The following is a 23,733-nucleotide window of genomic DNA, read 5'->3' on the forward strand; positions in this document are numbered from 1 at the left end:
TAAAACAAGCGCTTTTTTTATTTGAAATTTCCGTTGATTAATGAGTGCTCATTTTAGCTTTTCGCTTTTCGCATTGTCTATCCAGATCTCTTACAGTTTCTGCAATAGAAGCTTCAAAAGAATTCTCATTAGACTGAGCAAATATCTCCGGTCCAGGAGCACTTAATCTCACTTCTGTGATGTATCCATTTGGTTTTTGATTTTCATCCCTTTTAAAATAAATATTGGCTCTTACGATCCAATCATACTTATTTTCTAATTTATCTAATTTTTTCTGGCTAAAAGCTTCCAGATTCTGACTTTTGTCAATATTTACAAACTCAAATATAGTTTCCATAAAGTTCAATTTTTATTTGATTAAATAAACCTATTTCCAAATGGCTTACCAAGTACCTTAGGCTAGATTTGGCAAAGTTTTAGCACTATTTTTAGACTTCCTGAATATAAGCTTAAAATGTACTTAAACTCTATGGAAATATTGTAAAATTCATGCTGAGCCGTTCGTTATCTCGTAGTTTTGCTAAGTTATGAAAACAAAAGATTTACAAAAGAAGATGATGAGCAGGGCTTTAGAATTAGCCCGGGAAGGAAGGGATATGGAAAATGGTGGTCCTTTTGGTGCAGTGATTACCAGGGGAGATGAAATTATTGCTGAATCCCGTAATGAAGTTCTTAGTAAAGGAGATTGTACCCAGCATGCTGAATTGAAAGCCATACAGAGAGCTTGCAGAAAATTGAATACCCGTAGTCTACAGGGATGTGTTCTTTTTACCAGTTGCGAACCTTGTATGATGTGTTTAGGAGCTGCTTATTGGGCAGATTTTGATTATATCTACTTTGGGGCTTCAGCTGAAGATGCCAGGGAATATGGTTTTAAGTACAGCGAAATGTATTATGATTCAATAGCCGAAAAAAGACATAGAGAATTTAAGATGATACAATTATGCCGAAAAGAGGCTATTGAAATATGGTCTTAAATAACTGAAGAGATTCAACATTAAAAAGAGCTATCAAATCAAGCTGATCCGGAAGCAATATCCTGTTTCCGGATTTTTTATTTTAAACTTATATTTAAAGAAACTTTAGAACAATTGGAAAAAGAAGAAATAGAGCAGAAAAAAGTAGACCAAGAATTAGAAAAATCTGAAAGTAATGATGGTACAAAAACAAAAACCCACGGTGAGATCCTAAAAGAACAAATAATTGAAGGCTGTGAGACCTATGATAGAAGTAAAAGGAGCATTCTTTTGAGTTCCTTTACTGCGGGATTAGAAATAGGTTTTAGTTTTCTAATGATCTGCTCTGTTTTCTTTTATTTTGAAGGAAAGGTCGCCGAAGAAACTGTGTTTAAATTTATAGCCCTGGTTTATCCAATTGGCTTTATAATGGTCGTGCTGGGACAATCTATTTTATTTACAGAGCAAACATCTCTGCTAACCCTCCCAGTATTAAATGGCAAAAGAAGTATTTTTAGTTTATTCGGAATTTGGGGTATAGTAATTTTTGGAAATTTAGTAGGAGGGATGCTCATAGCATTAACCCTATCCTGGATTGGGCCAAATTTAGGTATATTTGATGTTGAGACCATTGCTAAAGTTGGAGAACATTTTGTAGACTATGATATTGCTACCATACTTGTAAGTGCTATGCTTGCCGGTTGGTTAATGGGGTTACTTAGCTGGTTGGTAACTTCTTCAAAAGAGACTACGGCAGAGATCTTTATAATTTATATAATTACTGCGATTATGGGATTTACAGGATTACACCATAGTATTATTGGTCATATAGAAATATTTGCCGGTATGTTGGTTTCACCAAATATTGACTTTCTGACTTATTTAAAAACACTGGTCACCGCTCTAATTGGAAATGCTCTTGGCGCTACTATTTTTGTGGCATTGTTAAAGTACAGAGCTTTTGTTTTCAATGTGAAAATACCTTGATTCAATATGGAAGATATGAATTACAATATTTCTTTCACGTATATTAATTTTAGAGTTGAATAGTAAAAGTAGAATTTTTAGATATCCACCTTTTTTTCTAAAGATAGAATTAAAGATCGAGGTATAGTATATAATTATATACCAGACATAAATATTCTATTTTACATAATATAAATTATAGTTCAAAACGTATTAAGGAAATATAGACTACAATTAAAAAATCAAAAACACTATTTAAGGTACTTCTGATATTGATCCTGTAAAATGGCTAGTTTGGGCTCTATATACTTTGTACAAAAAGGTCTTTCAGGATCTGTTTGATAATAATTTTTAATTTCCTCTCTGGACGTTTTAAAAGAACCGAAAAAATAAGCTTTGGTAATAATTTTGTTTTTAGGATTGATTTCAAATTCTAATAATTTAGAATTCACTTCATGATATTGTAGATGTGAAAATACATAGATCGCAGATAAATATTTAGATCTCATACTATGATCTGAAGTGCTTTTATGGGTTCGAAGATGTATTTCCACCAACTTTTTCAGACCTATTACATCAGGATTAAAATAAACTAACACACCTTCAGAGAACTTTTCAGGTTTCATGGTAGTTGAAACATAGCCCTGATCTACCTTTTCCACTCCTTTTAAAGACTGAAAAACAGCTTCAGTACACCAATGACAACCACCGCCAAATCCGATTTTTTCTACTTCCTTGTTCACAATTAGGATAAATTTTTAGATATAGAAAATTTATTTATCAATCACTGTCCCATCTCCACGAAACATGACATCTTTATTCTTACCTTTTTGCTTAAATTCTACATCATAAAACTCTCCATATTTTGCACTAACTACGTGCTCAACTTCTGTGATTTCATATTCTGAATAATTGTTCTTAATTTCTTTTTTAATCGCTTCAGGCAAATTTTTTTCTTTAATATCATTTTCAGTTTCTATCCAGGAACCATCTTCGTTAAAATCAGCTCTATATTTTTCGCCATCTTGTTTAAATTGGGATTCCCAGTACCCATGATCATCCAATTTCCAGTCGGGATCATTTTCTCCGGGATATTTCTTCTGAAAAGACATTTGAACAGCTTCTGGAGCAGAATTTTCAGTATCTTCTTTATTCTCCTGGCAGCTTACTAATCCAGTCATGAAACATCCTGTAATTAACATCGATATCTTTTTCATAATTTTAATTTTCTCTAAAATTAAAAGTTCATTTAAAAGTTTTGCACTAACAAAATCATAAAATATAATCTATAATTTTTTGAAGAATTACTAGTAAACCTGAACCAGTAATTTACCTTTATTAATCCCATCAAAAAGCCCGCTTAATGCTGTCGGTAAATTTTCAAAACCATTAATAATAGTTTCTTCATATTTTAATTCTCCAGAGTTTACCCATGGCGACATTTCATCCAACATTTCCGGCATTCTTTCTTTATAATCCCTTGAGAGAATTCCCTGTATAGTTGCCCGGGTATATAGCATCTTGTGAAGAAATCTTGGGCCCATTCCTGGCTCATCCAAACCATGATTGTATTGAGATATTTGTCCGCAAATAAGGATTCTCGCTTTTTTATTTATGAGGTTAAAAACAGCGTCTGTGATATTTCCTCCTACATTATCATAATAAACGTCTATACCATCTGGACATGCATTTTGAAGTGCCTTTGTCATGGCATTCAGGCTATTATTTTCTTTATAATTTATAGCAGCGTCAATTCCAATTTCATTTTTAAGATAATCCAGCTTTTCCTGAGTGCCTGCTGTACCAACAACCCTGCAACCTTTTATTTTTGCGATTTGGACAACAATTGAGCCAACAGCTCCTGCCGCTCCACTTACAACCACTGTATCTGATGATTTTAGCTTTCCAGCTTCAAGTAGTCCAAAATATGCAACACGTGCGGGCATACCCAGTACTCCAAGCGATGTTGATATAGGTGCTTTTTCAGGATATAGTAATCTAGCATCGCTCTCATTTATTATAGCATATTCCTGCCAACCGCTATAAGCGTTTACAAAATCGCCGGACTTGAATTTTGCTGATGAAGATTCAATTACCTCCCCTACTACTCCACCGCCCTGGAGGGTATTTAATGCCTGTGGTTTTTCCCAGGTATCATGAATGGACTGGTGAATTCTCATGTAAGGATCTACGCTTATATATTTCGATTTTATAAGTATTTCTCCGGCTTGCATCTTTGAACTGTCAAGAGACTCTGTTCTAAGTTTATAGTTCTCCTTACCAATCTGGGCTTCAGGTCTTTTTATGTAGTACCACTGGCTATTTTGTATCGTCATTTATATGTAAGTGTTTTATCTATAAATCGAGATATATAGATTTATTTTAGGTTTAAAAAAAATTATATGGTTGTTTTCAATGCGTTTATATATTCTGTAATTACTTTCTCATTCCTTTTATAATAGGTCCATTTGCCATGTCTGGTTGGTATTATAAGAGAGGCTTTCTGCATCTGGGTTAAATATGTTGAAATAGTAGATTGGGATAATCCCGCCCTTTCTCTTATATGCTGAACACATACCCCATCATTAAAATGGCCAAGATCTGCATGAGGTTTGAAATTAGCATCTGGATCTTTTAACCACCTAAGGATATTCATCCTGGTTTCATTAGAAAGAGCTTTATTAATTTCAATTATTTCCATGGCACAAATATACAAATCATAAACAAATCGACAAATTCAGATATATGGATTTTAGCGAGGGTTCTGAAAAATTGCTATAACTTTATACTCTTAATAATATTACCATGGTAAAAATCCTGAAGACCAATTCCAGTAATTCAGATTTCATAGAACTTGTAAATGAACTTGATGCTTATCTGGCAATATCTGATGGAGATGAACACGAATTCTACGACCAGTTTAATAAGTTAGACGCTATCGAGCACGTAATTATTCTTTATGAAAACAATACACCTGTTGCATGTGGTGCAATAAAAAAGTATTCGGAATCTGCAGTTGAAATTAAAAGGATGTACGTAATACCAATTTCCAGGAATAAGGGATATGCCAGTAAAATTCTGGAATTTCTGGAAGTTTGGGCTAAAGAATTAGGATATAGAAAATGTATTCTTGAAACCGGGCATAGACAAAAGGAAGCGATAGGCTTATATCATAGGAATAACTATAATTTAATTCCAAATTACTCTCCATATGAACATAGGGAAAACAGCCGGTGCTTTGAAAAGATTCTGGACAGTTAGAATGCTAAAGTGTAAACTATTTCATCAGGTTCTCACTTTAAAGTATAAAAAAAGCCATCTATAAAGATGGCTTCTGTTTTTAAAAAGAATAAACTAATTAGTCAATTAGCTCAACATTAATTGCGTTTAATCCTTTTTTTCCCTGTTCAGTTTCGAACTGAACTTTATCATCTTCACGAATATCATCAATAAGTCCACTTGAGTGTACAAAGATGTCTTCGTTTGATCCTTCAGCTTGAATAAAACCAAATCCTTTGGTAGTATTGAAAAACTTTACTTTACCTTCTTGCATTACTATATATATTATATTGTTTTAATTGCCGTTTAAGATTATAGATCACACGGCAGGCGATCTTACAATTTTTAAAATCTCTGAAAAATAGAGTTTAAAAAAATTACTTAGTCAATTACTTCAACGTTTACAGCGTTAAGGCCTTTTTTGCCTTGCTCAACTTCGAACTGTACTCTATCGTCTTCGCGAATTTCGTCGATAAGACCAGATGAGTGTACGAAGATGTCTTCGTTTGAATCGTCAGCTTTAATAAAACCAAATCCTTTGGTATTATTGAAAAACTTTACTTTACCTTCTTGCATTACTATACTTATTAATTGTTACAAATTTGCCGTTCTTGTTTTAAGATCGTACGACATCCAATCTATATTATTTTCAGAAATCAAGTGAAATCTTAAAATAATTAGTTAGTCAATTACTTCAACGTTTACAGCGTTAAGACCTTTTTTGCCTTGCTCAACCTCGAACTGTACTCTATCGTCTTCGCGAATTTCGTCGATAAGACCAGATGAGTGTACGAAGATGTCTTCGTTTGAATCGTCAGCTTTAATAAAACCAAATCCTTTGGTGTTATTGAAAAACTTTACTTTACCTTCTTGCATTACTATACTTATTAATTATTATAAATTTGTCGTCTTTGATATAAGATTGTACGACATCCAATCTATTTTTTATCCTGCACTTAAGCTATCTACCTTTCCTAGTTGCCGAAGCATTTTAAAATGTTCTCCAACAGCTGATGCAAAATTATGCTTATTATGGTAGGGTAAACCGTATTCTCTTGCAGTTTCCGCTACTATATGTGATATTTTCCTATAATGAACATGGCAGATATTTGGTAATAAATGGTGTTCTATTTGATAGTTCAATCCACCAATAAACCAGGAAAATAGCCTGCTTTTTGGTGAGAAATTACTTGTTGTAAAAAGTTGATGGCTTGCCCAGTCCCCCTCAACAACTCCTTCTTCATTAGGCAAAGGATATTCTGTTGTAGGTACGATATGTGCCAGTTGAAATACCGTTGTAATCATTAAACCGGTTACAAAGTGCATACTAATAAATGCCAGTACAATGATCCACCACGAAACGGGAGCCATAATAATGGGTAAAACCAGCACAAAGCTAAAAGAAAGTACCTTCCATGAAATAACCTTAGCAAGTTCCTTATTAAAAGCTTTCCCACTTTTAAAGAATCCCATTTTTTTAAAGCGGGTCATTCTAACAAAATCTTTTGCGGTCACCCAGGAAACTGTTGAAAGTCCATAGAAAAACCATGAGTAGATATGCTGAAATTTATGAATGCCGTATCTTTTGGTGTGTGGAGTAAATCTTAAGAAAAAAGGAGGATTAATATCATCATCTGCTTCCTCTATATTCGTATACGTATGGTGTAATACGTTATGCTGTATTTTCCAGATACTTGCATTTGCTCCAATAAGATTTAAGGTATATCCTAGGTATTGATTTACTTTCTGATTTCTGGAATATGAATTATGAATGGCATCATGCATAACTCCCATTCCTATCCCTGCCATTCCAAAACCACTGATTATGTATAAAGTGAAGACCAACCAAATACTTGAGATCATTCCTGTATTAATGATCACTAATGGAGTAATGAAAACCAATAACATCAATATGGTTTTTATGATCATGCTCCAATTAGCATGCTTACTAATCTTATTAGTTTTAAAATAAGAATTTACCCGACTTCTTAAAGTCTTGGAAAATTCGGAAGCTCTTCTTTGAGCAAATTTTGGATTATTGATACTGGTACTATTTTATATAATGTCTAAATACTGAAGTGACTAAAACTTGAATATCCTGAACGGATTTACTTAAGTGAAGAAAACTAAATTATTTTAACAACGCAAATGTACATTTAAATGTTCAGTGTGCATCACAATAATCTATTAATTTTCAATAAATTACGATTCAGGATAATTTATAGTTTACTAAACTAAAAGAAAAGACTTTTAGATCTGCTTAACTCGTACAGCGTTAAGCCCTTTCATACCTTGTTCAAGTTCAAAGCTTACCTTGTCATTTTCGTCTATTTCGTCTATAAGACCGCTTACGTGTACAAAATATTTCTCACCGGTCGTTTTCCCAATAATGAATCCAAAACCTTTAGAATGATCAAAAAATGAAACTTTTCCTTCGGTATCTGTTTCAGGTTCGTCATATTCTCTATCCTCTTTCTTTGGGATAGCGATCTCAATATTTTCAGCTTCAACTTCTACTTTTTGTGATGGATCTGGTGGAGTATCTGTTAGATTCCCATCTGCATCTACATAAGCGATCATATCTTCAAAAGAACCACCTTTGTTAGAGTTCTCTTTTCTCTCCAGTTTTTTAGCTTCTTTTTCCTTACGCTTTTTAAGCTTCTTTTTTTCTTTTTCTCTTTTGTTTTGGGTTTGTCCGGATCTTGCCATTCACTAAATTTTAATTACTATTCGTTTCAAATTTTGATACTTTGAACCAACTAAACGAATACCAGGAAAATTTAATGTGTAAGATTATCTTTTGAAGGTTTAATTCAGAGAGAGCAATGGCTAATTTTAGCCTGCATCAAAATTTTTGTAAAGATAGTGATAGCAACGAGATAATAAAAGATTTAATGCTGAGACTTGTAAAATTTATTCGTATCCAATTAAATTCTCGAAAACATCTGCAATATCAATACTTGCTCTATATCATGTCTATCAATAGTTAAAACTCCAAAATTTCATTTCTTAAAAGACTACTGGCAGTTCTAGTTGCTAGTTCATTTTCCTAATCTCTGATATCCATCAATTGTCGTAACCTGTCTATATGCTCGTCAACTTCTTTGATCTTATCTGAATAGGATCGGGCAATTTGATTGGAGCCTTTATTTTTGAAATTTTCCGACATATTCAACATAAGAATCTTCTTTTCTTCCAGAGTTCGAAGACAGACCCATAGAGTTTCCTCTAGATTTTCGTTTTGAGCTAATAGAAGTGATTCCTGAGAAAAGGAATGTCCCACATGACAGCGATATCGTTCAATATTGGTTTCTTTAATCTTCCACAATGGCCCGCCACAACTAGCACAACTAAGGGCAACTTTCTCTCCAAGAAAATCTTCAGTTTTAATCTGACTTCTGATTTGTAGCAATCTCTGATTCTCTGATTAGAGAATACGGAATGTCTTTTTTGTCCGGTAATGGTTTATCTACAATATCGACAATAAAATTTCCTATCTCCTCTAAATTCAAACATTGGTTTATATCTACGAATTTCTGAGCGGTTAAGGGCATTCCTGAATATTCAGCTGTTTCCGGATCCTGGATTATAGTTAATCCTCCGCATTTTTTTATAGCTTCCAGTCCAACGGTGCCATCATTTAATCTCCCTGAAAGTAATATTCCCACATTTCGATTTCCGAAAGCTACCGCCGCAGATCTGAATAGAACATCAATGGAAGGACGAAAAAGGTTTTCCCTGGGGCCATTAGAATTGGAAATTCTCTCATTCATTATTACCATATGTTGATTAGATGCACTTACATACACTTTACCCGTTTCAATTTTCATATTTTCCTGGGCATCCAAAACTTCCAGAGCTATTTTTTGATTCAAATGTTTAGAAAAGCTTGAAATCATATCAAATGATGAATGAACCACAATAAGAAATGATGCATTTATACCTGCCGGAATTTTCTCAAAAACTTTTTCAATGGCCACTCTTCCACCAGCAGAAGCTCCAATAGTAAATATCCTATATTCTTCCAAGATTAAATTGATTTGAAACAGGGATTAATTTATGAAATAAGCAAAACCAATAGTACTTATATAAGTTAAAACTATATTATAATTACAGAAACAAAAACGGCCGGAAAACTATTCCGGCCATTTTTATATTCTATTGATTTCACTAAATTCTCTGCCTGGATTTTACAATTTCTATCTACCGTTACCATTAGTAAATTTAATTTATCCAATACACACCTGTGAAAATTATAATTTGAACTATTCAGTATGATGGAAATGGCCAGATCCTAATAAATTCTGATCCTTTGGCTAAAGAATTTTTAATTAAAATCCGCTAATTTCGGTTACGCATTCTTTTCAAAGGAAATTTTGGCATTTACCGCATAAGAGGTTATAGCATCACCATTTACGTGAGCTTTCATCTCTTTTACATAAACAGATTTAATATTTTTAATAGATTTAGCCGCTTCTTTAACGGCATTTTGAGTTGCATCTTCAAAACTTTTCTCTGAGGTTGCTATAACTTCAATGATTTTTACGATTCCCATAATTTTATTTTTTGAGTTAAACATTTAATAATAAAAGGAATATACTTATTACATTATTGTATTTCAAATGATTAACAGAAGATTATAGGTGCGTGGGATTTGAGTGTCTTATTTTTTAATGGGTAATAAATAAACCGGGATCTTTGTCCTTTCAAGGATATGGCTGGCGGTTGTCCCCATTAGAACTTTCTCCAAGACAGAATGGCTATGAGTTCCAAGAATGATCATATCTGCTCCCCATTCTTCTGCATACGCCAGAATAGCGGTAGAAGTTGGCCCTTCCGCCATATGGGTAGAAACTTTAGGATCATTTAAATGTCCTGCGGCTGTTTCCATAAAATTTCGAGCTACCTCTCTTAATTCTGAAATAACATTCAAATCTACAGCCAGTTCATTATAACCTTCATACCCCATAAAACTAGGATAATTAACTCCATAATAACTTACATCTGCCAAAACGTGAATTAAACAGACTTCAGCATCCAGCTTTTTAGCAAGTTCATATCCTTCTCTAACTACCTTTTCTGAATTTGGATTATAATCTAAGCCAATAAGAACTTTTTTCATATCAAAATATTAGTCCTTCTAAGTTAATGAAAATTGTGAAAGAAAATTTATTGGATTTAATCTAGAATGCCATAAATCTGGCTAAAGAACTAAACCTAATATGACAAATTTCGTTCTTTAACAATTCTGACCTCCTCAATGGTTTAAGTTTTAAATATTCAAAAAAGATCATGAATATTTGGAAGATGCTATAATCTAAAAGTTCTAAAAAGTGAATTCTAATCTGAAGTAGACCAGTATATAATTAAAATTGATATAGGAGCTACTTTTGAGGTTCTATTCAAAATAACTAGAAATTATAATTTTCTAATTCTTCACTACTATTAGTTCAGCCTTTGCCCCCGTTAAGAGATTCCATTCTTTGACAGCTAACTGTTCTCCTTTTTCGCTTAGAACACGTAATTCGGCGGTGTTAGGTCCGGAACTTCCCTGATTAAGAGCGACAAATTCAATACTATTAAATCCATCCTGTAAAGTGACTAAAATTGGGGTGAAACCGGCATTAAGCCTAACACTAGCGGCTACCAGCTCTCCATTCACAAAAATCTGAACTTTATCCCCGTCTATATACTGATGATCCCTGCAATAAACCTCTACAAATCTGCCCTGCGTAACTACATTGCCCAGACTTTGATCCTTTCTAAACTCTTCTTTGATCTCATTATCCTTAGCCCATCTTTTCTTAATAACATCAGCCTCTGTCATTAAACCATTGGGGTTATCTCTAAGGTCTATAGGCTTAGGTTTTTCTTTAAGAAATCTACTTTCGGTTTCGGTATCCTCTCTTTTGAGAATTGGAAATCCTGTAGATTTTGATTCCTCAGCTTTAATAATGGGCCCGGTATTCGTTGTTCGCGGAATTTCAATTTGCGAAAATCCCGTAAGGCCTATACTCAAAAAAAGAATAAAAAGTAATTTAGAACGCATCGTTTTAATCTTATGGCATTTGTAATATATCAAAAATACAGCCAAAATTTAAATGTTATAAAACTATAACTAAACTTTTGTTTCAGCCCATTTTCCTCTTCTGAAGAACCATAGACTAACCAGAGCGTGTAATGAATGGCAAAAAGCAATAGAGATAAAGATTCCCAGCATCTCAAGATGAAAATATTCAGCTAAAAAATAAGCCATGGGAATTTCCAAAAACCAGAAAATAGCTATATTGATATATGAGGGCGTTTTGGTGTCCCCTGCTCCATTAAATGCCTGAACCATAACCATTCCAATTCCGAAGAAAATATAACCCAGGGCCACGATTTTTAGCCCCATCGAAGCTATTTGCTGTACCTGCTCATTTGGAGTGAACCATGATGCAAAGATGTTTCCAAATAATACATATAATAGGGTAACAAAGCCCAGGAACCAGGCATTATATTTTGCTGTAAGCCATACCGATATTTTTGCTCTCTTCAACTTAAAAGCTCCCATATTCTGCCCTACTAAAGTAGCCGCAGCAGCAGATAGTCCCCATGCCGGCATAAGGCTGAACATTAAGATTCTAAAGGAGATGGTAAACCCGGCTACCGCACTGCTTCCAAATTCAGCAACAATTCTGGTAAGAAAGATCCAGACTACAGAGTCTATCAGGAACTGCCCCATCCCTCCAATAGAAATTGATATTATTTTTTTAATGGTCTTTAATTGAAAGATCATATTCTCTTTGAGAATAACTAACTTATGCTTGGCATTTAATAAATGATATAACTGGAAAAGTACCCCAATACTTCTACCTGTGGTGGTGGCAATCGCAGCTCCTTCCAGTCCAAACCCTGTAAAATTTCCGATACCAAATATGAGAAGCGGATCCAGTATAATATTTAAACCATTAGATAACCATAAAGTTCGCATAGCAAGATGTGGTAATCCGGCTCCACGAAATGCACCATTGATAAGAAAAAGTAACATTATGGCTGTATTTCCCGCGAAAATAATCCTGGTATAGCCCGCTCCTGTTTTAATTACATTTTCAGAGGCCCCCATTAACCTAAGGATATTCTCAGCATATATCCACCCAATAACTCCCAGAATAACCGAAATAAAGCCTCCAAAAATTAATAATTGAAATGCGGTACTTCCTGCCGTTTTATAGTCTTTTTCACCAAAACGTCTTAAGATCATGGCAGTGGCAGCCATACTAATCCCAACTCCTATGGAATAAATAATAATCACAACCGCTTCGGTGAGGCCTACGGTGGCAAGTGCATCTTCGCCAAGTCTTCCTACAAAAAAGATATCTACGACAGCAAATAAAGATTCCATGATCATTTCTAAGATCATTGGAACCGATAGTAACAAAATTGCACGTTTGATATTAATTTTAGTGTAATCCTGCTCCTGTCCTACAATAGCCAGTTTTAGAAGTTTAAGAAACTTCTTTAGGTCATTTAGCCAGCTCAACTTGAGGTTTTTTAAATTAAAATGTAATTATCAATGCGCAGACCCATTAATAGCCATAAAAAAAATCAGGACCCAAACATTTATGACTCCTGACTTGTATTTTTTAATCCCATATATTTATTCCGAAGGGAAATCAGGGTTGTTTTTAACTTCTTCTATCTGTACTGTATGACGTTCTGTATGTCCAGCCATAAATAGAACCGTTTGATAACCGTCTATCGTTCCAAAAGGGAATTCATTTGCAAATGCTCTCATATCAATATCTGAATCTTTGAGCCAGTCAACGATATTTTCCCTTTGATCCTTAAAAGATTCCAAAGCTTCTTCAGCACTCATAAATTTCCCAGATGGCTGAAATTGATCCTGAGTAGGAATCTTTTGAGACCTGTCTGTAATGAAACCAACGATCTCCTCATCGCTCATTTTAACTTCAGGTTTCATATCTGGTATCCCTTCCTTTATCTTGTTCTCCAGCAATGCTTTTAAAGATCCTTCTACAATATTGATATGTTCAATAATTTGAGCAATAGACCAGCTATTTTCATCTGATTTATATTGTATTTGTTCTTCAGACAGATCCTGGGTGCTTTCAATTAATGCTTCCTGAGTTTCGTCTAAATATTCAAATACATCAATTTTGTTTTCAATCACCTTCTGCTCCGGGCAGGAGCTTTCGTTACTGGTGCAAATATTATTTCCAATGTAAATTGCACCAAAAAATACAAAGCTTAAAAATGCTATTAATGTTTTCATATTTAAATAATTAAGAGTTTTTATAAATAAATGATTCTACCTGTAAATTCATGTTTCTTATATTTTTTTTATCTGGGTGACATAGGTTCTAAGTTCTTTCACCTTATTATCTGACTTTGAAAAAATATACACATCGCAAAATGAATACATTCTTTTCTTGCCAGGTTCAACATTAAACTCCACTACCCCTTCAACTACAGACTTTGCTTGATGGGTGATCATATCAGTTACTACAATATTCAATGGTCCGCCAATTTTCATCCTTGCCAGTGATTTCTCAAACTCCTCTTTTCCAGAAATCGTTTTTTCACCTACTATGTTCCAAATGATATCATCAGTCACATTATCTGCTAAAAACTTTGTATCACATTTAGCAAAGGCATTGTTCAACTCCATTAACAACTTTTCTCTCTTTGCCATAAACTTTTATTTCCCTTTTGTATAAGCGATAATATATTACCGGCAGGATCTTTAAACCATGAAATCTCAGGCCCTACTTTCCCCTTATAAATCCCCCGGGAATCGGTTTTAATTTCACCATCGTACTTTTCAAACTGAACTCCTTTTTTTGTAAGTAGGTCAACTTCTTCCTCAATATTTGCAACATAGAAATTAAGCACTGTATAAGCAGCAGGAGTATGATCTTCTTTGGGATAAATTAATACCGAACAATTTACCAACTCTAATTCAAGAAGTCCCATCTCATTTTCATTTACTTTTAGACCAAGTGTTTCCTGATAGAATTTTTTTGAAATGTCAAATTTATTAGTAGAATAGGTCGTAAATGCTTTTGAATCTCTAAGCATAATTCTGATTATTAGTTCGTTGTCCTATAAATTTACATTAATATTTTTAAAATATCTCAATTTTTGATCCAGGCTACTACATATTGCAGTGAAACCTAAACTTTTGATTATAAGAAAGAAATACTTCTATGCTTATCTAAATTTCTGTTCTGAAGTGAAAGTCTTAAATTTGATATTGAAATCTTAAATTATCGCGATGCAGGTTGAAGAAATACTCAAGACTAATTCTATAGCTAATAAATTCATATCCCAGTTGAGAGATACCGGCATTCAACAAGATAGGATGCGTTTTCGCAGGAATATTGAGAGACTGGGTGAGATCATGGCCTATGAGCTAAGTAAGGAGCTTGAATATGAGACAGCCGAAATCACAACGCCACTTGGAAAATCGAAAATTCTCTTACCTGAAAATGAACTGGTTATCTGCTCTATTCTTAGGGCAGGATTGCCGCTTCACCAGGGAATATTGAACTATTTTGATGATGCTGAAAACTCCTTTATTTCGGCGTATAGACATCATCCAGATAATGATGAAAAATTTGAAATTCTCGTCGAATATCTTGCCTCTCCTTCTCTTGAAGGAAAAACGCTTATTCTGGCAGATCCCATGCTAGCGACCGGAAGATCCTTTAGCAATGTTCTTAATGCATTAAAACCAATGGGGATACCCGATAAAATTCATCTTGTCTCCGTTATTGCTTCAATGGAAGGTGTTGAATATCTTAAAACTGAATTTCCAGAGAACTCTAAATTATGGATTGCCACCATAGATCATGAACTTGACAATAATGGCTATATAGTTCCGGGACTGGGAGATGCGGGTGATCTTTGTTTTGGTAGTAAACTCCAGCACTAAAAGGGATACCCAATAGCAAAGTTAAATACGGGATTGCCAAAATCGTTTACCCATCTATCCCCTATAGGTTTTCTTGGGTCGTGCATTGGAAACGCCAGATCAAACCTTATTACAAAACTCTGAATATCTATTCGTAATCCTGCTCCAGCCCCTATTCCCAGTTCATTCAGGAAGTCTGACTCAAATTTTCCTGAACCGTCTCCGTTTAAATTGGTTGTTTCGGGCTTTGCGTTAGAAGTCCAGACGTTACCGGCGTCTACAAAAAAAGCACCATTCAAATAGGTGATGATGGGGAATCGATATTCGGCATTGGCCTCAAAACGAATATTTCCGGTTTGATCGCGAAAACCTGTATTACTAATTTCTTCTTCTGGATTATCGGGAATTTGATCTGGTTCTGCCGGGTTAAATGTCCCGGGGCCTAAGGATCTTGTTCTAAATGCCCTTACACTGTAAGGTCCGCCAGAAAAATATTGTTTGCTGAACGGCATCACCTCTGAGTTTCCATAAGGACGACCATAACCTGCAAATAAACGTGTGGCGATCACCTGTTGGTTGCCTAACCTCAAATGATATCTTAAATCCAAATCCAGTTTGGCGTATTGTGCATACTCCAGACCAAAAACTTCCTTTTTCCCATCTTCGGCTTCTTTGCCCAATAGACTCATCGAATTACCGGCAATATCAACATTAGCATTCAGGAAAAAAGCATTCGTTTTATTTCCGTCTATGAGTCCGTTATAAATAAAAGAATAGGTAAGACCAGCTATAAATTCCTGGTCAAAACTGCTTTCCAAGAATGGATTCGCTTTTAAAATTTTACCAAACTCTGTCGTGACATCAGTTAGACTAACATAATTAAGACTAATTGGATTAAACTCATGAGACACATATCTATTGGCGTTCCACAAATAACCAAAAGATGCATTAAGCGAGGCCAGTGTAAATAATTGACTTCTCCTTAGATAATCTCCTCCGAGGCTTATTTTGGTTTTTGGAATATCATATTTAAAAAAGTCTTTGCTGAATTTTACAGGAAATAATAATCGTGGAATAATTAGATCGTTTGTGAGTCCCAGCTGTAGTGAGCTGCTACCAGGTAGACTTCCTCCGGAGTCCATTTGAAATTCATAACCTAAATTGGCAGATATTTTAAGACTTTCTCCTCCTTTAAATAAATTCCTGTTTAAAAATGAAAGTGCCAGATGTGGGCCTGCAAAACTATTAGATTTTGTCACAGCCTGTAATTCTGCTCTTATTGCTCTTTTTTTAAGCGGAGACAAGAATATATTGGCTTCCAGCAATCCTATACTATCGGTTGCCAGCGTATCAATCTCATCATAGCGTATATTCACAAATTTGTAGGAACCAATAGTGCCAAGACGTCTGCTGGTGTTTCGTGAGACTTCAGGATCGTAGGTGTCTCCTGTTTCAATTAGAATATAAGGATCTAAATATTCCGGTTTAAAAAGAAGTTCTTCCTGAAAATAGTTTTTGTCTTTATACCTTTTATAATTCTTAGTGACTGAATCCTCATCAATATTATAATTTGGGTAGACATTTACATTTGAAATTTGATAGGGAATTACCGATTTTGAAGGAACATCTTTCTTCAGTCTTAAAAATAGATCAAATTTCTTCTGATCATATTGATTAGTATCAGCTTCAAAAATTAAAAATCCGGGGTTAAAATTATAATAGCCTTTCTTTTTGAGATTGATGTCTATACGCTCCCGTTCTAGTTTCAATTTGGGTAGATCAAAACGCATTTCTTCTTTCATTAAGGTTTTATCAATATCTTTTTTTATATCCTGGTAAACCAGCAGAGTATCTGAATCTAACTGATAGGTTTCCATGGTGTATGGATCTGGTACTGTAAGCGTATAAGATGTGGAGGCTGTTTTTGAATTTTCATTCGTCTCTGCATCTGAGCTCACTCTGCTGTAGAAAAACCCACGATTTTCTAATCTGTTTAAAAGAAGATCTTCGGTGTTCTTTAGGTCTACATCAGATAGATAAACTGGTGCTTCCCCAAATTTCTTGTTCAGGAATTTATTAATAAAGCCTGGCTTTTCACGCTGTGATTTATAATGGAAATAAAGTCCGGGACGCATTCCCAGAACCTGCGTATTCGGTTCTGGCCGCAGTACATTTTCAAGCTCAGTTCTTAACTGTGGTCTATCTGTAATTGTGGTATCTGAATCTATTTTAATTTCAGCTCCGGTATACAAAAATTCATCATCAGGGATAAACTTCTCCACACTACAGGCCTGGAATAGTGCTATAAGAATAAATAATATGCTAAGATCTTTAATTTTCATCTCCTGTACTTTCTTCTTTTTTAGCCTTTTCATTTTTCACATTCTCCATCACGGCCTTCTCGAACATCTCCTTAAATTTGTTGAATTCTTTTGTGAAAATTAGAGCAATTCCGCTAACCACAAGCTGCCCATCGATCACATTTTCATACTGACTTTTACTAAAACCCTTTAAACGCCATACTCCGTCTTCATCCAGCAAGTAAGAAATACTTACATTCCCTATTAAAGGACTTGCCGCCTGCCCTTGCTGACTTCCGCCCTGCACATCTACCTCACTCCCAACTTCCACCACTAATCGATCTTCAAGAAAGGCTTTTTGAGCGCTTATGCCAAGTTGAGTTCTTTCTTCCGGGCTTTCTCCTTGATAATCGGTAAAACTATCTACATTAAAATTTAGCTGAACTCCACTTTCTCCAAGAAGTTTACTGGAAAGCATATTCAATTGATCTGATAAAGCTGAATTTAGGTTATCCCTGGCAACGGCCATGGTACCTCCACTACTACCATCGCTACCCGATTCTGGAAAGAAACGGTTTAAGACCAATAATGAAAACACCTGTTTATTTAATTCCTGTTCCTGATTGTTTAGTTGCTGAACTCTGCCAAATATCTCTCCTCCTGCTACTCCCTGTTCTTCTTCAGGCATATCCAGACCAAATGAAATCTTTGGTTCCATCAAATCTCCATCAATATTCAGATAGACCAGGAATGGGATTTCCTGTCTAAATCTATCCCTGTTTCCAGTTGCCGAAGTTTGTGCTGCCATAAGTGAAGAAGCCGATGTTTCTACTTTATAAATAGCTCTCACATCTAGTTGTGCATCAAAAGGATCTCCTGCCCAGGAAACACGACTTCCATCTGCGATCTCAAACCTTCTTTTAACAAGATTGTAAAGGCTCATTTCATAAAAACCATCATTAACTTCATAGATACCAGTTAAAGCTGTACGACCATTGGGATACATATTGAAGATAAGATCTCCTTCTCCCTGAACCTGAAATTTATCTCCGGTTTCGGCATTGATGATCACATTAAAGGTTGCCCCTTCGTCTACTGAAATTCTGGAAAAAATATCATATCCAGAAATTACATAAGACTCTTCTTCGGTTTGAGAAAGAATAGCATCAGGGTCTTCTTTATTCACAAAGATCACCACTCCATCACGTTCCTTAATTTGTAATTCTGTCTCAGGTACCACGTAGGTGAAATTTGTACTCTCCTTAATATCGATATCCATATCTACCTTTGGTAAATTAAGATCTCCAGATATTTGAGCATCCACATCTACTACTGCACTACCATAGAATAAGTCGTTATCTTCTTCCGTAGAATTTAGTAATTTAAAATCACTGGCTTGTATGTCTAAATTGAAACCAGGGTTTAAGAGGCTTGTGGTAATTATTTCACCATTTACAACTACAGAATTATTGTTGGCATCATTGATATTAAAGTCCTCAAAATAAACGCCGGCGTTATCCAGTCTTAGGTTTTCATCTGGAAGGACAAAGTCTGCATTTAACATCGCAATATTGAATTTAGCATCGTTAAAGTCAAGCTTACCTTCATACTTTGGTTCTAATAAAGTACCGTTTAGCGTAATATTTCCTGAAAAACTTCCACTTCCGTTCTTTATCTCTCCCTGGGAAAAGCCTTCAAGAGCAGACATTTTAATCTTATTAAGGTCAAGATTCATGTCCAGTATAGCTGAAGGTTCAGCAGCAGCATAGGTACCGGTAAGATCCAGATCTACTTCACCACCTTTTATGGCCATTTCAAAATCATAATCACTAAAACCGCTGGAGTTCCCTTTAAGGCTTAAAGTGTTTAGATCTACATTCATTACTTTAAACTCATTGATAGCCAAATCTGCGAGAATACCTGTTTTGCCAAATGGTTCTTCATAAACAATATTACCATTTAGAAACCCAGTTGCTAATTGATCTTCAGGATTCAGATAATTCAGTAAAGCTGCCAGTTTAAAGTTTTTAAAATCAAGACTTAAATGCTCTTTTTCCACACCCGGTTTCGCGTTGCTAAGTATCATTTCCTGGTTTTCCCTGAACAATCTAAAATTAGAGAAACTCAAATATTCTGTTCCATAGCTCAATTTATTAGCAGTATCTATATTCCATTGATTTTTGTTCAGGATAAGATCCTGTGGATCTACATGGAATTCCAGGGTGTCCCCTTGAAAGTTTAGTTCAGATTTTACATGAACAATTTGTTCGTCTTCATAGAAAGAGGAAAAATCCAGGTTTAACTTTCGGTTTAATACCTCTCCCTGCAAATCTGTTCTCTTGATCGCTAGCGGACCGGCATTTAATTCATTAAATGCAAGATCAAACTTTAAGTTATCGGGATCCGATTGCATATTTAGTTGTAAACTATCAATCTGGCTGCTATAGAAATTGATGTACGGAATTGATACCGAAGCATCAAGCTCGCGATCAAGCTCCCTAAAGTCAACATTTACATCTACAGTATCCAGTTCTTCAAGATTTACAACAAAAACTTCGTTTAGTATGGGCGCTTCACTTATCCTGGCATTTAATTTAAGATTTACAGGATTAGTGATAGAATCTTCCTGGTAATTCTCTGTTATATATCTTTTAAAATGCCTGTTAATCGCTTCAGAAAAAGCTAATGGACTGGCATTGGACTGCAAATCTAAATCCAGTATTCTATTTTCTACCTTGACCGAGGTGGTATCTTCTCGCACAAATGCAGAGGCGTCAAAACTACCCAATAAATAGGTTTTATTATTATAAACGGCTACCCCGTCGATGATTTTGGCCTCCATCTCAAATTCACTGGAATTACCTTCAAACCAGCCCTCTAATGTGAAACCCGTTTTTATATTCTTTTGGGTGATGCCTAAATTCCCCAAATCTGCACCATCCATATATACATTAAAATCAAACCGTGGAGAAACCGAATCTAACTCGATTTGGGTTTGAGCTTCCATATCCAGATTGGTATCCTGATAAATTAAATTAACCGAACCTTTTCCATTTTTCAGGGCTCCATTGATATCGATATATCTAAACTCATAATCTTTATAGGAAAAAGTAGTTATTTCAGAATCCAGTGTTGCATTGAGATCATTTATAGAGCTACCCTTCCCGGTAGTCTTAATATTTAGTTGAATATCTCCCAAAGCCTTATTTTGCAATAGATTTCCAAGCGAAATACTATCTCCCTGGATCTCTGCATCAAATACTATTTGATCTCCCATCGCGAAATCGCCATCTATTTTCAGGCTTCCATCTGAAGTATTGAGAAGAGAGTTTGTTCGTACCTCACTGGCATTTCCGGCGAAACTACCTTTAAGCGATATTGTTTCCGGTAATTTTAAACCAAGATCTTCTTCTTTCACAAATTTGAGGAGATCGCTGCGTTTAGAGTTCATCTGGACATAGGGCAGATTGAAATTTAAATTTTCAGGATCCTGTAAATTAACAAGGCTTCCATTTCCGGATAAACTGGTGTTGCGCCACTTTAAATTAAGTGATTTAAGATCTAGATTATCAAGTTTTCCCGAAGCGTTTAAGTTTCCGCGTAATGGAGATCCAGCCAGAGAATTTATATATTCATTATTTCGTAAATCTGGCTGAAAACGGTAAATATCACTAACATTGAAATATACATTTTCGAGCTTGAGATTCAAGCTGGCAGTTCCCGGGTTCTCCATAAAATCATTGAGAGAATTATAGGTAATATGGAGGTTTCCAGATAAACTATTGGTATTTACCGCAACATCCAGGTTTGAAAAATTCATTTGCTCATCTGTTACCAATGCCTGGATATTTAATTTATTCACTTCAATTCCTGAGCCTTCATTAAATTGAAGTTTATCGATAGTTGTCTTAGCCTCACCCGGTTTATATGCAATGTCTTCAGCTTTAAATATTAGGCTCTCCAGGCTAATAGCATCAGCATTAAACACTCCCTTTTTAACGTCGGCTCCATTCACCATGTAATCAAAATCATTATCATTGAGATCGATACTACCAATTTCCACATTCCAATTTGGCCATTCAAATGAAGACGAAGTTTCAACATTATTTGAAGGCGCAGTAGTAGCTTGTTGCTTCATCCTTAAATCAACTTCAGAATTGGCCAGCAGGATGGAGTTACTAAGAATCGCATTATTTTTCAGGTCGAACCTTGAAGCACTCAGATTTAATTTAGCGATCTGGAAATTAGTGAATAGCGAATCGGGTTCAGAATTGTAAATTCCACTAACATTAGAAAACTCGATATTTGAAATTTCAAACACCGGCATCGGCGAGGGTTCAGAATCACTTTCTGGAAAAGGCCTGGTTTGTACATAATTTACCTGAGCATTGGTTAAAATGGCATCGTTCGCTTTAAAAACCATGTTCTCAAGATCAGTTTCAGTAAACTCTAATTGTAGTAAATCGAATTTAAACTTGGAATCTATACCAGATACATCGTCTTTATAAGTAATATCAAAATTCTTCAGATTGATATCTCCAATATTAATTTCCATTGGAGCGGCACTAGTGTCACTTACAGTAGTTGTATGAGTAGTGTCTGAAGCATAAGCATTCAGCAAAAATTCATAATTAAAGCCACGAATAGAATCTTTACGGAAAATTCTGGCTTTTAAATTTGTAGCATCCAGCTCTTCCAGACTAAAACTATTACCTTTTATTATAGGCCAGAATGGAATATTGGCAGAGATACTTTCAGCATAAACAATAGTATCTCCCTGTGGATCTTCAATATATAACTGGTCTACCTGAATATTCCCGTTAAACTGAATAAATAGCTTATCCAGTTCTATATACGCTCCGGTCTTTTTTTCAACAGAAGAAATAAACTTGTCCTTGATAATATTCTGCCCCCAGGGACTACGAACAAAGAGAATGATCAAAAGAAGGAAAACAATGATCCCAAGGAGAATCTTTCCCAGTACTTTTAGAGTTTTAAAAAATATTCTTTTGTTTCTTTTCAATTATTCAATTTTAGAAAATCTCAAAGTTATCGTTTAGAGCTATTACAGCGAAACTATACCCTCCTAATTTCTAATAAACTTGTGTTAAATTGCCTACAAATTACCACATAACCTGACTTGTCGAAGCAAGAAATGACCCTGTTTTGTGGAAAATTTGTACACATTTCCCTCTAATTTCCACAAGTTTTAATATTTATTCAATTAAACAATCCAGTTTGATCCAACTAAAAGATTCAATTTTTCTAATCCAATTAAAATCCTTTGAGACCAATAAAAACAGCCATTTAAAGCTCCTGCCGGCATTAAACAGAACTTTCATCTGGCTCCAGCCTCTTTAAATTTAATTCTTCTGGCATTATTATAGTCTTTAAAGAGTTGATTAAAAAACTAAATAATCAAACAATTAAACATTAAAATCCGATTTATGAAAAAAGTAATAACTGTAACCGTATTAGCAGCGACCATGCTAACCTCATGTGTTTCTAAAAAGAAATATGTAGCACTGGAGGGTGAATTGAATGACACCAGAAGTACCCTGCAGAAAACTCGTGTAGAGAAAGAGGAGATCGAAGAAAAGTATGCTCGTATTGAAGAAAGAGTTGCTGACTATAATGCCAAGATTAATTCTCTTAGAACTGAGAATGATGGTATGATGGAAATGAATGACCTAACGGTAATGTCTAAGAATACCAAGGAAAAAATGAAGAGTACAATCGCAAAAATAGATCCTGAGAAGGTGAAAGGCGCGAAGACTCTTGAAGACTCTATCAACCTTGCCGTGTCTTACAATCTAAAGCAGAATATTTCTGAAGGTGCAGATGAAGAAGATATAGATATTAGTGTTGATGAAACTGTAGTAATGATTAATGTTTCTGATAAACTTTTATTTGGAAGTGGAAGCTATAGAGTTACTAAAGAAGCTCAACCATTATTAAAAAAGCTAGCTGAAGTGATTAATAGTGAACCGGCTATGGAAGTGATGATTGAAGGTCATACAGATGACAGAACCATGGTGAAAGAGTCTTATATAAAAGACAACTGGGATCTTAGTGTTAGAAGAGCCACATCAATTGTTAGATTGTTACAGGATAAATATGACGTAGAACCATCTAAATTGATCGCAGCTGGTAGAAGTAGCTACCAACCACTGGTTGAGAATTCTTCAAAAGACAATATGGCTAAAAACCGTAGAACAAGAATTGTAATAATTCCAAATCTTGATAAATTCTTTGCAATGCTTGAAGGTGACGCTTCAGTAGCTAAAAACTAAGAATACGTTTAAACAGAAAAATT

26 protein-coding genes are annotated in these 23,733 nt (G+C 34.9%); 5 read left to right on the forward strand and 21 right to left on the reverse strand.

From position 1 onward, the window contains the following. Window positions 1-37 precede the first annotated feature (37 nt). Window positions 38-337 carry an HPF/RaiA family ribosome-associated protein gene (locus BLT95_RS03415; protein ID WP_089664742.1) on the reverse strand — a complete coding sequence of 100 codons (300 nt, stop codon included), beginning with the start codon at window positions 335-337 and terminating at the stop codon, window positions 38-40. A 190-nt stretch (window positions 338-527) separates the two neighbouring features. Between BLT95_RS03415 and BLT95_RS03420 the strand changes: the two genes are divergently transcribed. Together BLT95_RS03420 and BLT95_RS03425 are read left to right on the forward strand one after the other, a co-directional pair. Beyond that, window positions 528-977 (forward strand): nucleoside deaminase, encoded by a 450-nt coding sequence (locus tag BLT95_RS03420; RefSeq protein ID WP_089664743.1) that lies wholly within the window; start codon window positions 528-530, stop codon window positions 975-977. Between the two features lie 114 nt (window positions 978-1,091). After that, window positions 1,092-1,943, forward strand: a complete 852-nt coding sequence (locus BLT95_RS03425) for a formate/nitrite transporter family protein (RefSeq protein WP_089664744.1) — start codon at window positions 1,092-1,094, stop codon at window positions 1,941-1,943. Window positions 1,944-2,173: 230 nt separating this feature from the next. On the opposite strand, the gene BLT95_RS03430 is transcribed toward BLT95_RS03425, so the two are convergent. The 4 genes from BLT95_RS03430 to BLT95_RS03445 form a co-directional block, all read right to left on the reverse strand. Further along, window positions 2,174-2,665, reverse strand: a complete 492-nt coding sequence (locus BLT95_RS03430) for a peptide-methionine (S)-S-oxide reductase (RefSeq protein ID WP_089664745.1) — start codon at window positions 2,663-2,665, stop codon at window positions 2,174-2,176. Between the two features lie 30 nt (window positions 2,666-2,695). Further along, window positions 2,696-3,139 (reverse strand): PepSY-like domain-containing protein, encoded by a 444-nt coding sequence (locus tag BLT95_RS03435; protein WP_089664746.1) that lies wholly within the window; start codon window positions 3,137-3,139, stop codon window positions 2,696-2,698. Window positions 3,140-3,229: 90 nt separating this feature from the next. Continuing rightward, window positions 3,230-4,258 (reverse strand): NADP-dependent oxidoreductase, encoded by a 1,029-nt coding sequence (locus BLT95_RS03440; RefSeq protein WP_089664747.1) that lies wholly within the window; start codon window positions 4,256-4,258, stop codon window positions 3,230-3,232. A 62-nt stretch (window positions 4,259-4,320) separates the two neighbouring features. After that, entirely contained in the window at window positions 4,321-4,623 is a 303-nt protein-coding gene (locus BLT95_RS03445) for a winged helix-turn-helix domain-containing protein (protein ID WP_089664748.1), read from the reverse strand. Between the two features lie 104 nt (window positions 4,624-4,727). Here BLT95_RS03445 and BLT95_RS03450 point away from each other — a divergent pair, with 104 nt between their 5' ends. Beyond that, window positions 4,728-5,183, forward strand: coding sequence for a GNAT family N-acetyltransferase (locus BLT95_RS03450; RefSeq protein ID WP_089664749.1), 456 nt, complete (start codon window positions 4,728-4,730; stop codon window positions 5,181-5,183). A gap of 97 nt (window positions 5,184-5,280) precedes the next feature. On the opposite strand, the gene BLT95_RS03455 is transcribed toward BLT95_RS03450, so the two are convergent. From BLT95_RS03455 to BLT95_RS03520, 14 genes are all read right to left on the reverse strand, one after another. Continuing rightward, window positions 5,281-5,475, reverse strand: coding sequence for a cold-shock protein (locus BLT95_RS03455; protein WP_089664750.1), 195 nt, complete (start codon window positions 5,473-5,475; stop codon window positions 5,281-5,283). A 107-nt stretch (window positions 5,476-5,582) separates the two neighbouring features. Next, entirely contained in the window at window positions 5,583-5,777 is a 195-nt protein-coding gene (locus BLT95_RS03460) for a cold-shock protein (RefSeq protein WP_011709462.1), read from the reverse strand. A 105-nt stretch (window positions 5,778-5,882) separates the two neighbouring features. Then, window positions 5,883-6,077: a cold-shock protein gene (locus BLT95_RS03465; protein WP_011709462.1), complete on the reverse strand. Its 195-nt coding sequence runs from the start codon at window positions 6,075-6,077 to the stop codon at window positions 5,883-5,885. A gap of 69 nt (window positions 6,078-6,146) precedes the next feature. Continuing rightward, window positions 6,147-7,109, reverse strand: a complete 963-nt coding sequence (locus BLT95_RS03470; protein ID WP_231896403.1) for an acyl-CoA desaturase — start codon at window positions 7,107-7,109, stop codon at window positions 6,147-6,149. A 342-nt stretch (window positions 7,110-7,451) separates the two neighbouring features. Further along, window positions 7,452-7,910, reverse strand: a complete 459-nt coding sequence (locus BLT95_RS03475) for a cold shock domain-containing protein (RefSeq protein WP_089664752.1) — start codon at window positions 7,908-7,910, stop codon at window positions 7,452-7,454. 340 nt (window positions 7,911-8,250) lie between these two features. Next, on the reverse strand, window positions 8,251-8,613 hold the full coding sequence (locus BLT95_RS03480; protein WP_089664753.1) for a hypothetical protein: 363 nt from the start codon (window positions 8,611-8,613) through the stop codon (window positions 8,251-8,253). Further along, window positions 8,588-9,229, reverse strand: a complete 642-nt coding sequence (locus tag BLT95_RS03485) for a chemotaxis protein CheB (RefSeq protein WP_157718007.1) — start codon at window positions 9,227-9,229, stop codon at window positions 8,588-8,590. Before BLT95_RS03485 ends, BLT95_RS03480 begins: the two co-directional genes overlap by 26 nt. A 323-nt stretch (window positions 9,230-9,552) precedes the next feature. Next, window positions 9,553-9,756, reverse strand: a complete 204-nt coding sequence (locus BLT95_RS03490; RefSeq protein ID WP_089666834.1) for a dodecin family protein — start codon at window positions 9,754-9,756, stop codon at window positions 9,553-9,555. Window positions 9,757-9,864: 108 nt separating this feature from the next. After that, window positions 9,865-10,323: a universal stress protein gene (locus BLT95_RS03495; protein WP_089664755.1), complete on the reverse strand. Its 459-nt coding sequence runs from the start codon at window positions 10,321-10,323 to the stop codon at window positions 9,865-9,867. 306 nt (window positions 10,324-10,629) lie between these two features. Continuing rightward, entirely contained in the window at window positions 10,630-11,250 is a 621-nt protein-coding gene (locus BLT95_RS03500; RefSeq protein ID WP_089664756.1) for a hypothetical protein, read from the reverse strand. Window positions 11,251-11,319: 69 nt separating this feature from the next. Then, the gene (locus BLT95_RS03505; RefSeq protein ID WP_197676991.1) at window positions 11,320-12,723 is read right to left on the reverse strand and encodes an MATE family efflux transporter; all 1,404 of its coding nucleotides are present in this window, start codon (window positions 12,721-12,723) and stop codon (window positions 11,320-11,322) included. Between the two features lie 117 nt (window positions 12,724-12,840). Further along, window positions 12,841-13,476 carry a DinB family protein gene (locus BLT95_RS03510; RefSeq protein WP_089664757.1) on the reverse strand — a complete coding sequence of 212 codons (636 nt, stop codon included), beginning with the start codon at window positions 13,474-13,476 and terminating at the stop codon, window positions 12,841-12,843. A 57-nt stretch (window positions 13,477-13,533) separates the two neighbouring features. Then, window positions 13,534-13,896 (reverse strand): nuclear transport factor 2 family protein, encoded by a 363-nt coding sequence (locus BLT95_RS03515; protein ID WP_157718008.1) that lies wholly within the window; start codon window positions 13,894-13,896, stop codon window positions 13,534-13,536. Continuing rightward, window positions 13,872-14,282 (reverse strand): VOC family protein, encoded by a 411-nt coding sequence (locus BLT95_RS03520; protein WP_089664759.1) that lies wholly within the window; start codon window positions 14,280-14,282, stop codon window positions 13,872-13,874. Before BLT95_RS03520 ends, BLT95_RS03515 begins: the two co-directional genes overlap by 25 nt. A 196-nt stretch (window positions 14,283-14,478) precedes the next feature. Here BLT95_RS03520 and upp point away from each other — a divergent pair, with 196 nt between their 5' ends. Next, the gene (gene upp / locus BLT95_RS03525; protein ID WP_089664760.1) at window positions 14,479-15,138 is read left to right on the forward strand and encodes a uracil phosphoribosyltransferase; all 660 of its coding nucleotides are present in this window, start codon (window positions 14,479-14,481) and stop codon (window positions 15,136-15,138) included. Here the strand turns inward: upp and BLT95_RS03530 are convergent. Together BLT95_RS03530 and BLT95_RS03535 are read right to left on the reverse strand one after the other, a co-directional pair. After that, on the reverse strand, window positions 15,135-17,459 hold the full coding sequence (locus tag BLT95_RS03530; protein WP_089666836.1) for a BamA/TamA family outer membrane protein: 2,325 nt from the start codon (window positions 17,457-17,459) through the stop codon (window positions 15,135-15,137). The two genes, upp and BLT95_RS03530, sit on opposite strands and share 4 nt — an antisense overlap. Further along, window positions 17,449-22,440, reverse strand: a complete 4,992-nt coding sequence (locus tag BLT95_RS03535) for a translocation/assembly module TamB domain-containing protein (RefSeq protein ID WP_089664761.1) — start codon at window positions 22,438-22,440, stop codon at window positions 17,449-17,451. The genes BLT95_RS03530 and BLT95_RS03535 overlap by 11 nt, the downstream gene beginning before the upstream one ends. Window positions 22,441-22,864: 424 nt before the next feature. Here BLT95_RS03535 and BLT95_RS03540 point away from each other — a divergent pair, with 424 nt between their 5' ends. After that, on the forward strand, window positions 22,865-23,710 hold the full coding sequence (locus BLT95_RS03540) for an OmpA family protein (RefSeq protein WP_089664762.1): 846 nt from the start codon (window positions 22,865-22,867) through the stop codon (window positions 23,708-23,710). Window positions 23,711-23,733 lie beyond the last annotated feature (23 nt).

Origin of the sequence: Gramella sp. MAR_2010_147, from assembly GCF_900105135.1 — a bacterium.
In the GTDB taxonomy this organism is placed as follows: Bacteria; Bacteroidota; Bacteroidia; order Flavobacteriales; family Flavobacteriaceae; genus Christiangramia.

Bases quoted from the DNA above. Each gene is read 5' to 3' on its own strand.
- BLT95_RS03540 (WP_089664762.1), top strand. From the start codon at position 22,865: ATGAAAAAAGTAATAACTGTAACCGTATTAGCAGCGACCATGCTAACC.
- BLT95_RS03465 (WP_011709462.1), bottom strand. From the start codon at position 6,077: ATGCAAGAAGGTAAAGTAAAGTTTTTCAATAACACCAAAGGATTTGGT.
- BLT95_RS03450 (WP_089664749.1), top strand. From the start codon at position 4,728: ATGGTAAAAATCCTGAAGACCAATTCCAGTAATTCAGATTTCATAGAA.
- BLT95_RS03495 (WP_089664755.1), bottom strand. From the start codon at position 10,323: ATGAAAAAAGTTCTTATTGGCTTAGATTATAATCCAAATTCAGAAAAG.
- BLT95_RS03500 (WP_089664756.1), bottom strand. From the start codon at position 11,250: ATGCGTTCTAAATTACTTTTTATTCTTTTTTTGAGTATAGGCCTTACG.
- BLT95_RS03470 (WP_231896403.1), bottom strand. From the start codon at position 7,109: ATGTTATTGGTTTTCATTACTCCATTAGTGATCATTAATACAGGAATG.
- upp (WP_089664760.1), top strand. From the start codon at position 14,479: ATGCAGGTTGAAGAAATACTCAAGACTAATTCTATAGCTAATAAATTC.
- BLT95_RS03530 (WP_089666836.1), bottom strand. From the start codon at position 17,459: ATGAAAATTAAAGATCTTAGCATATTATTTATTCTTATAGCACTATTC.
- BLT95_RS03455 (WP_089664750.1), bottom strand. From the start codon at position 5,475: ATGCAAGAAGGTAAAGTAAAGTTTTTCAATACTACCAAAGGATTTGGT.
- BLT95_RS03510 (WP_089664757.1), bottom strand. From the start codon at position 13,476: ATGAAAACATTAATAGCATTTTTAAGCTTTGTATTTTTTGGTGCAATT.
- BLT95_RS03490 (WP_089666834.1), bottom strand. From the start codon at position 9,756: ATGGGAATCGTAAAAATCATTGAAGTTATAGCAACCTCAGAGAAAAGT.
- BLT95_RS03460 (WP_011709462.1), bottom strand. From the start codon at position 5,777: ATGCAAGAAGGTAAAGTAAAGTTTTTCAATAATACCAAAGGATTTGGT.
- BLT95_RS03415 (WP_089664742.1), bottom strand. From the start codon at position 337: ATGGAAACTATATTTGAGTTTGTAAATATTGACAAAAGTCAGAATCTG.
- BLT95_RS03515 (WP_157718008.1), bottom strand. From the start codon at position 13,896: ATGGCAAAGAGAGAAAAGTTGTTAATGGAGTTGAACAATGCCTTTGCT.
- BLT95_RS03445 (WP_089664748.1), bottom strand. From the start codon at position 4,623: ATGGAAATAATTGAAATTAATAAAGCTCTTTCTAATGAAACCAGGATG.
- BLT95_RS03520 (WP_089664759.1), bottom strand. From the start codon at position 14,282: ATGCTTAGAGATTCAAAAGCATTTACGACCTATTCTACTAATAAATTT.
- BLT95_RS03475 (WP_089664752.1), bottom strand. From the start codon at position 7,910: ATGGCAAGATCCGGACAAACCCAAAACAAAAGAGAAAAAGAAAAAAAG.
- BLT95_RS03440 (WP_089664747.1), bottom strand. From the start codon at position 4,258: ATGACGATACAAAATAGCCAGTGGTACTACATAAAAAGACCTGAAGCC.
- BLT95_RS03435 (WP_089664746.1), bottom strand. From the start codon at position 3,139: ATGAAAAAGATATCGATGTTAATTACAGGATGTTTCATGACTGGATTA.
- BLT95_RS03420 (WP_089664743.1), top strand. From the start codon at position 528: ATGAAAACAAAAGATTTACAAAAGAAGATGATGAGCAGGGCTTTAGAA.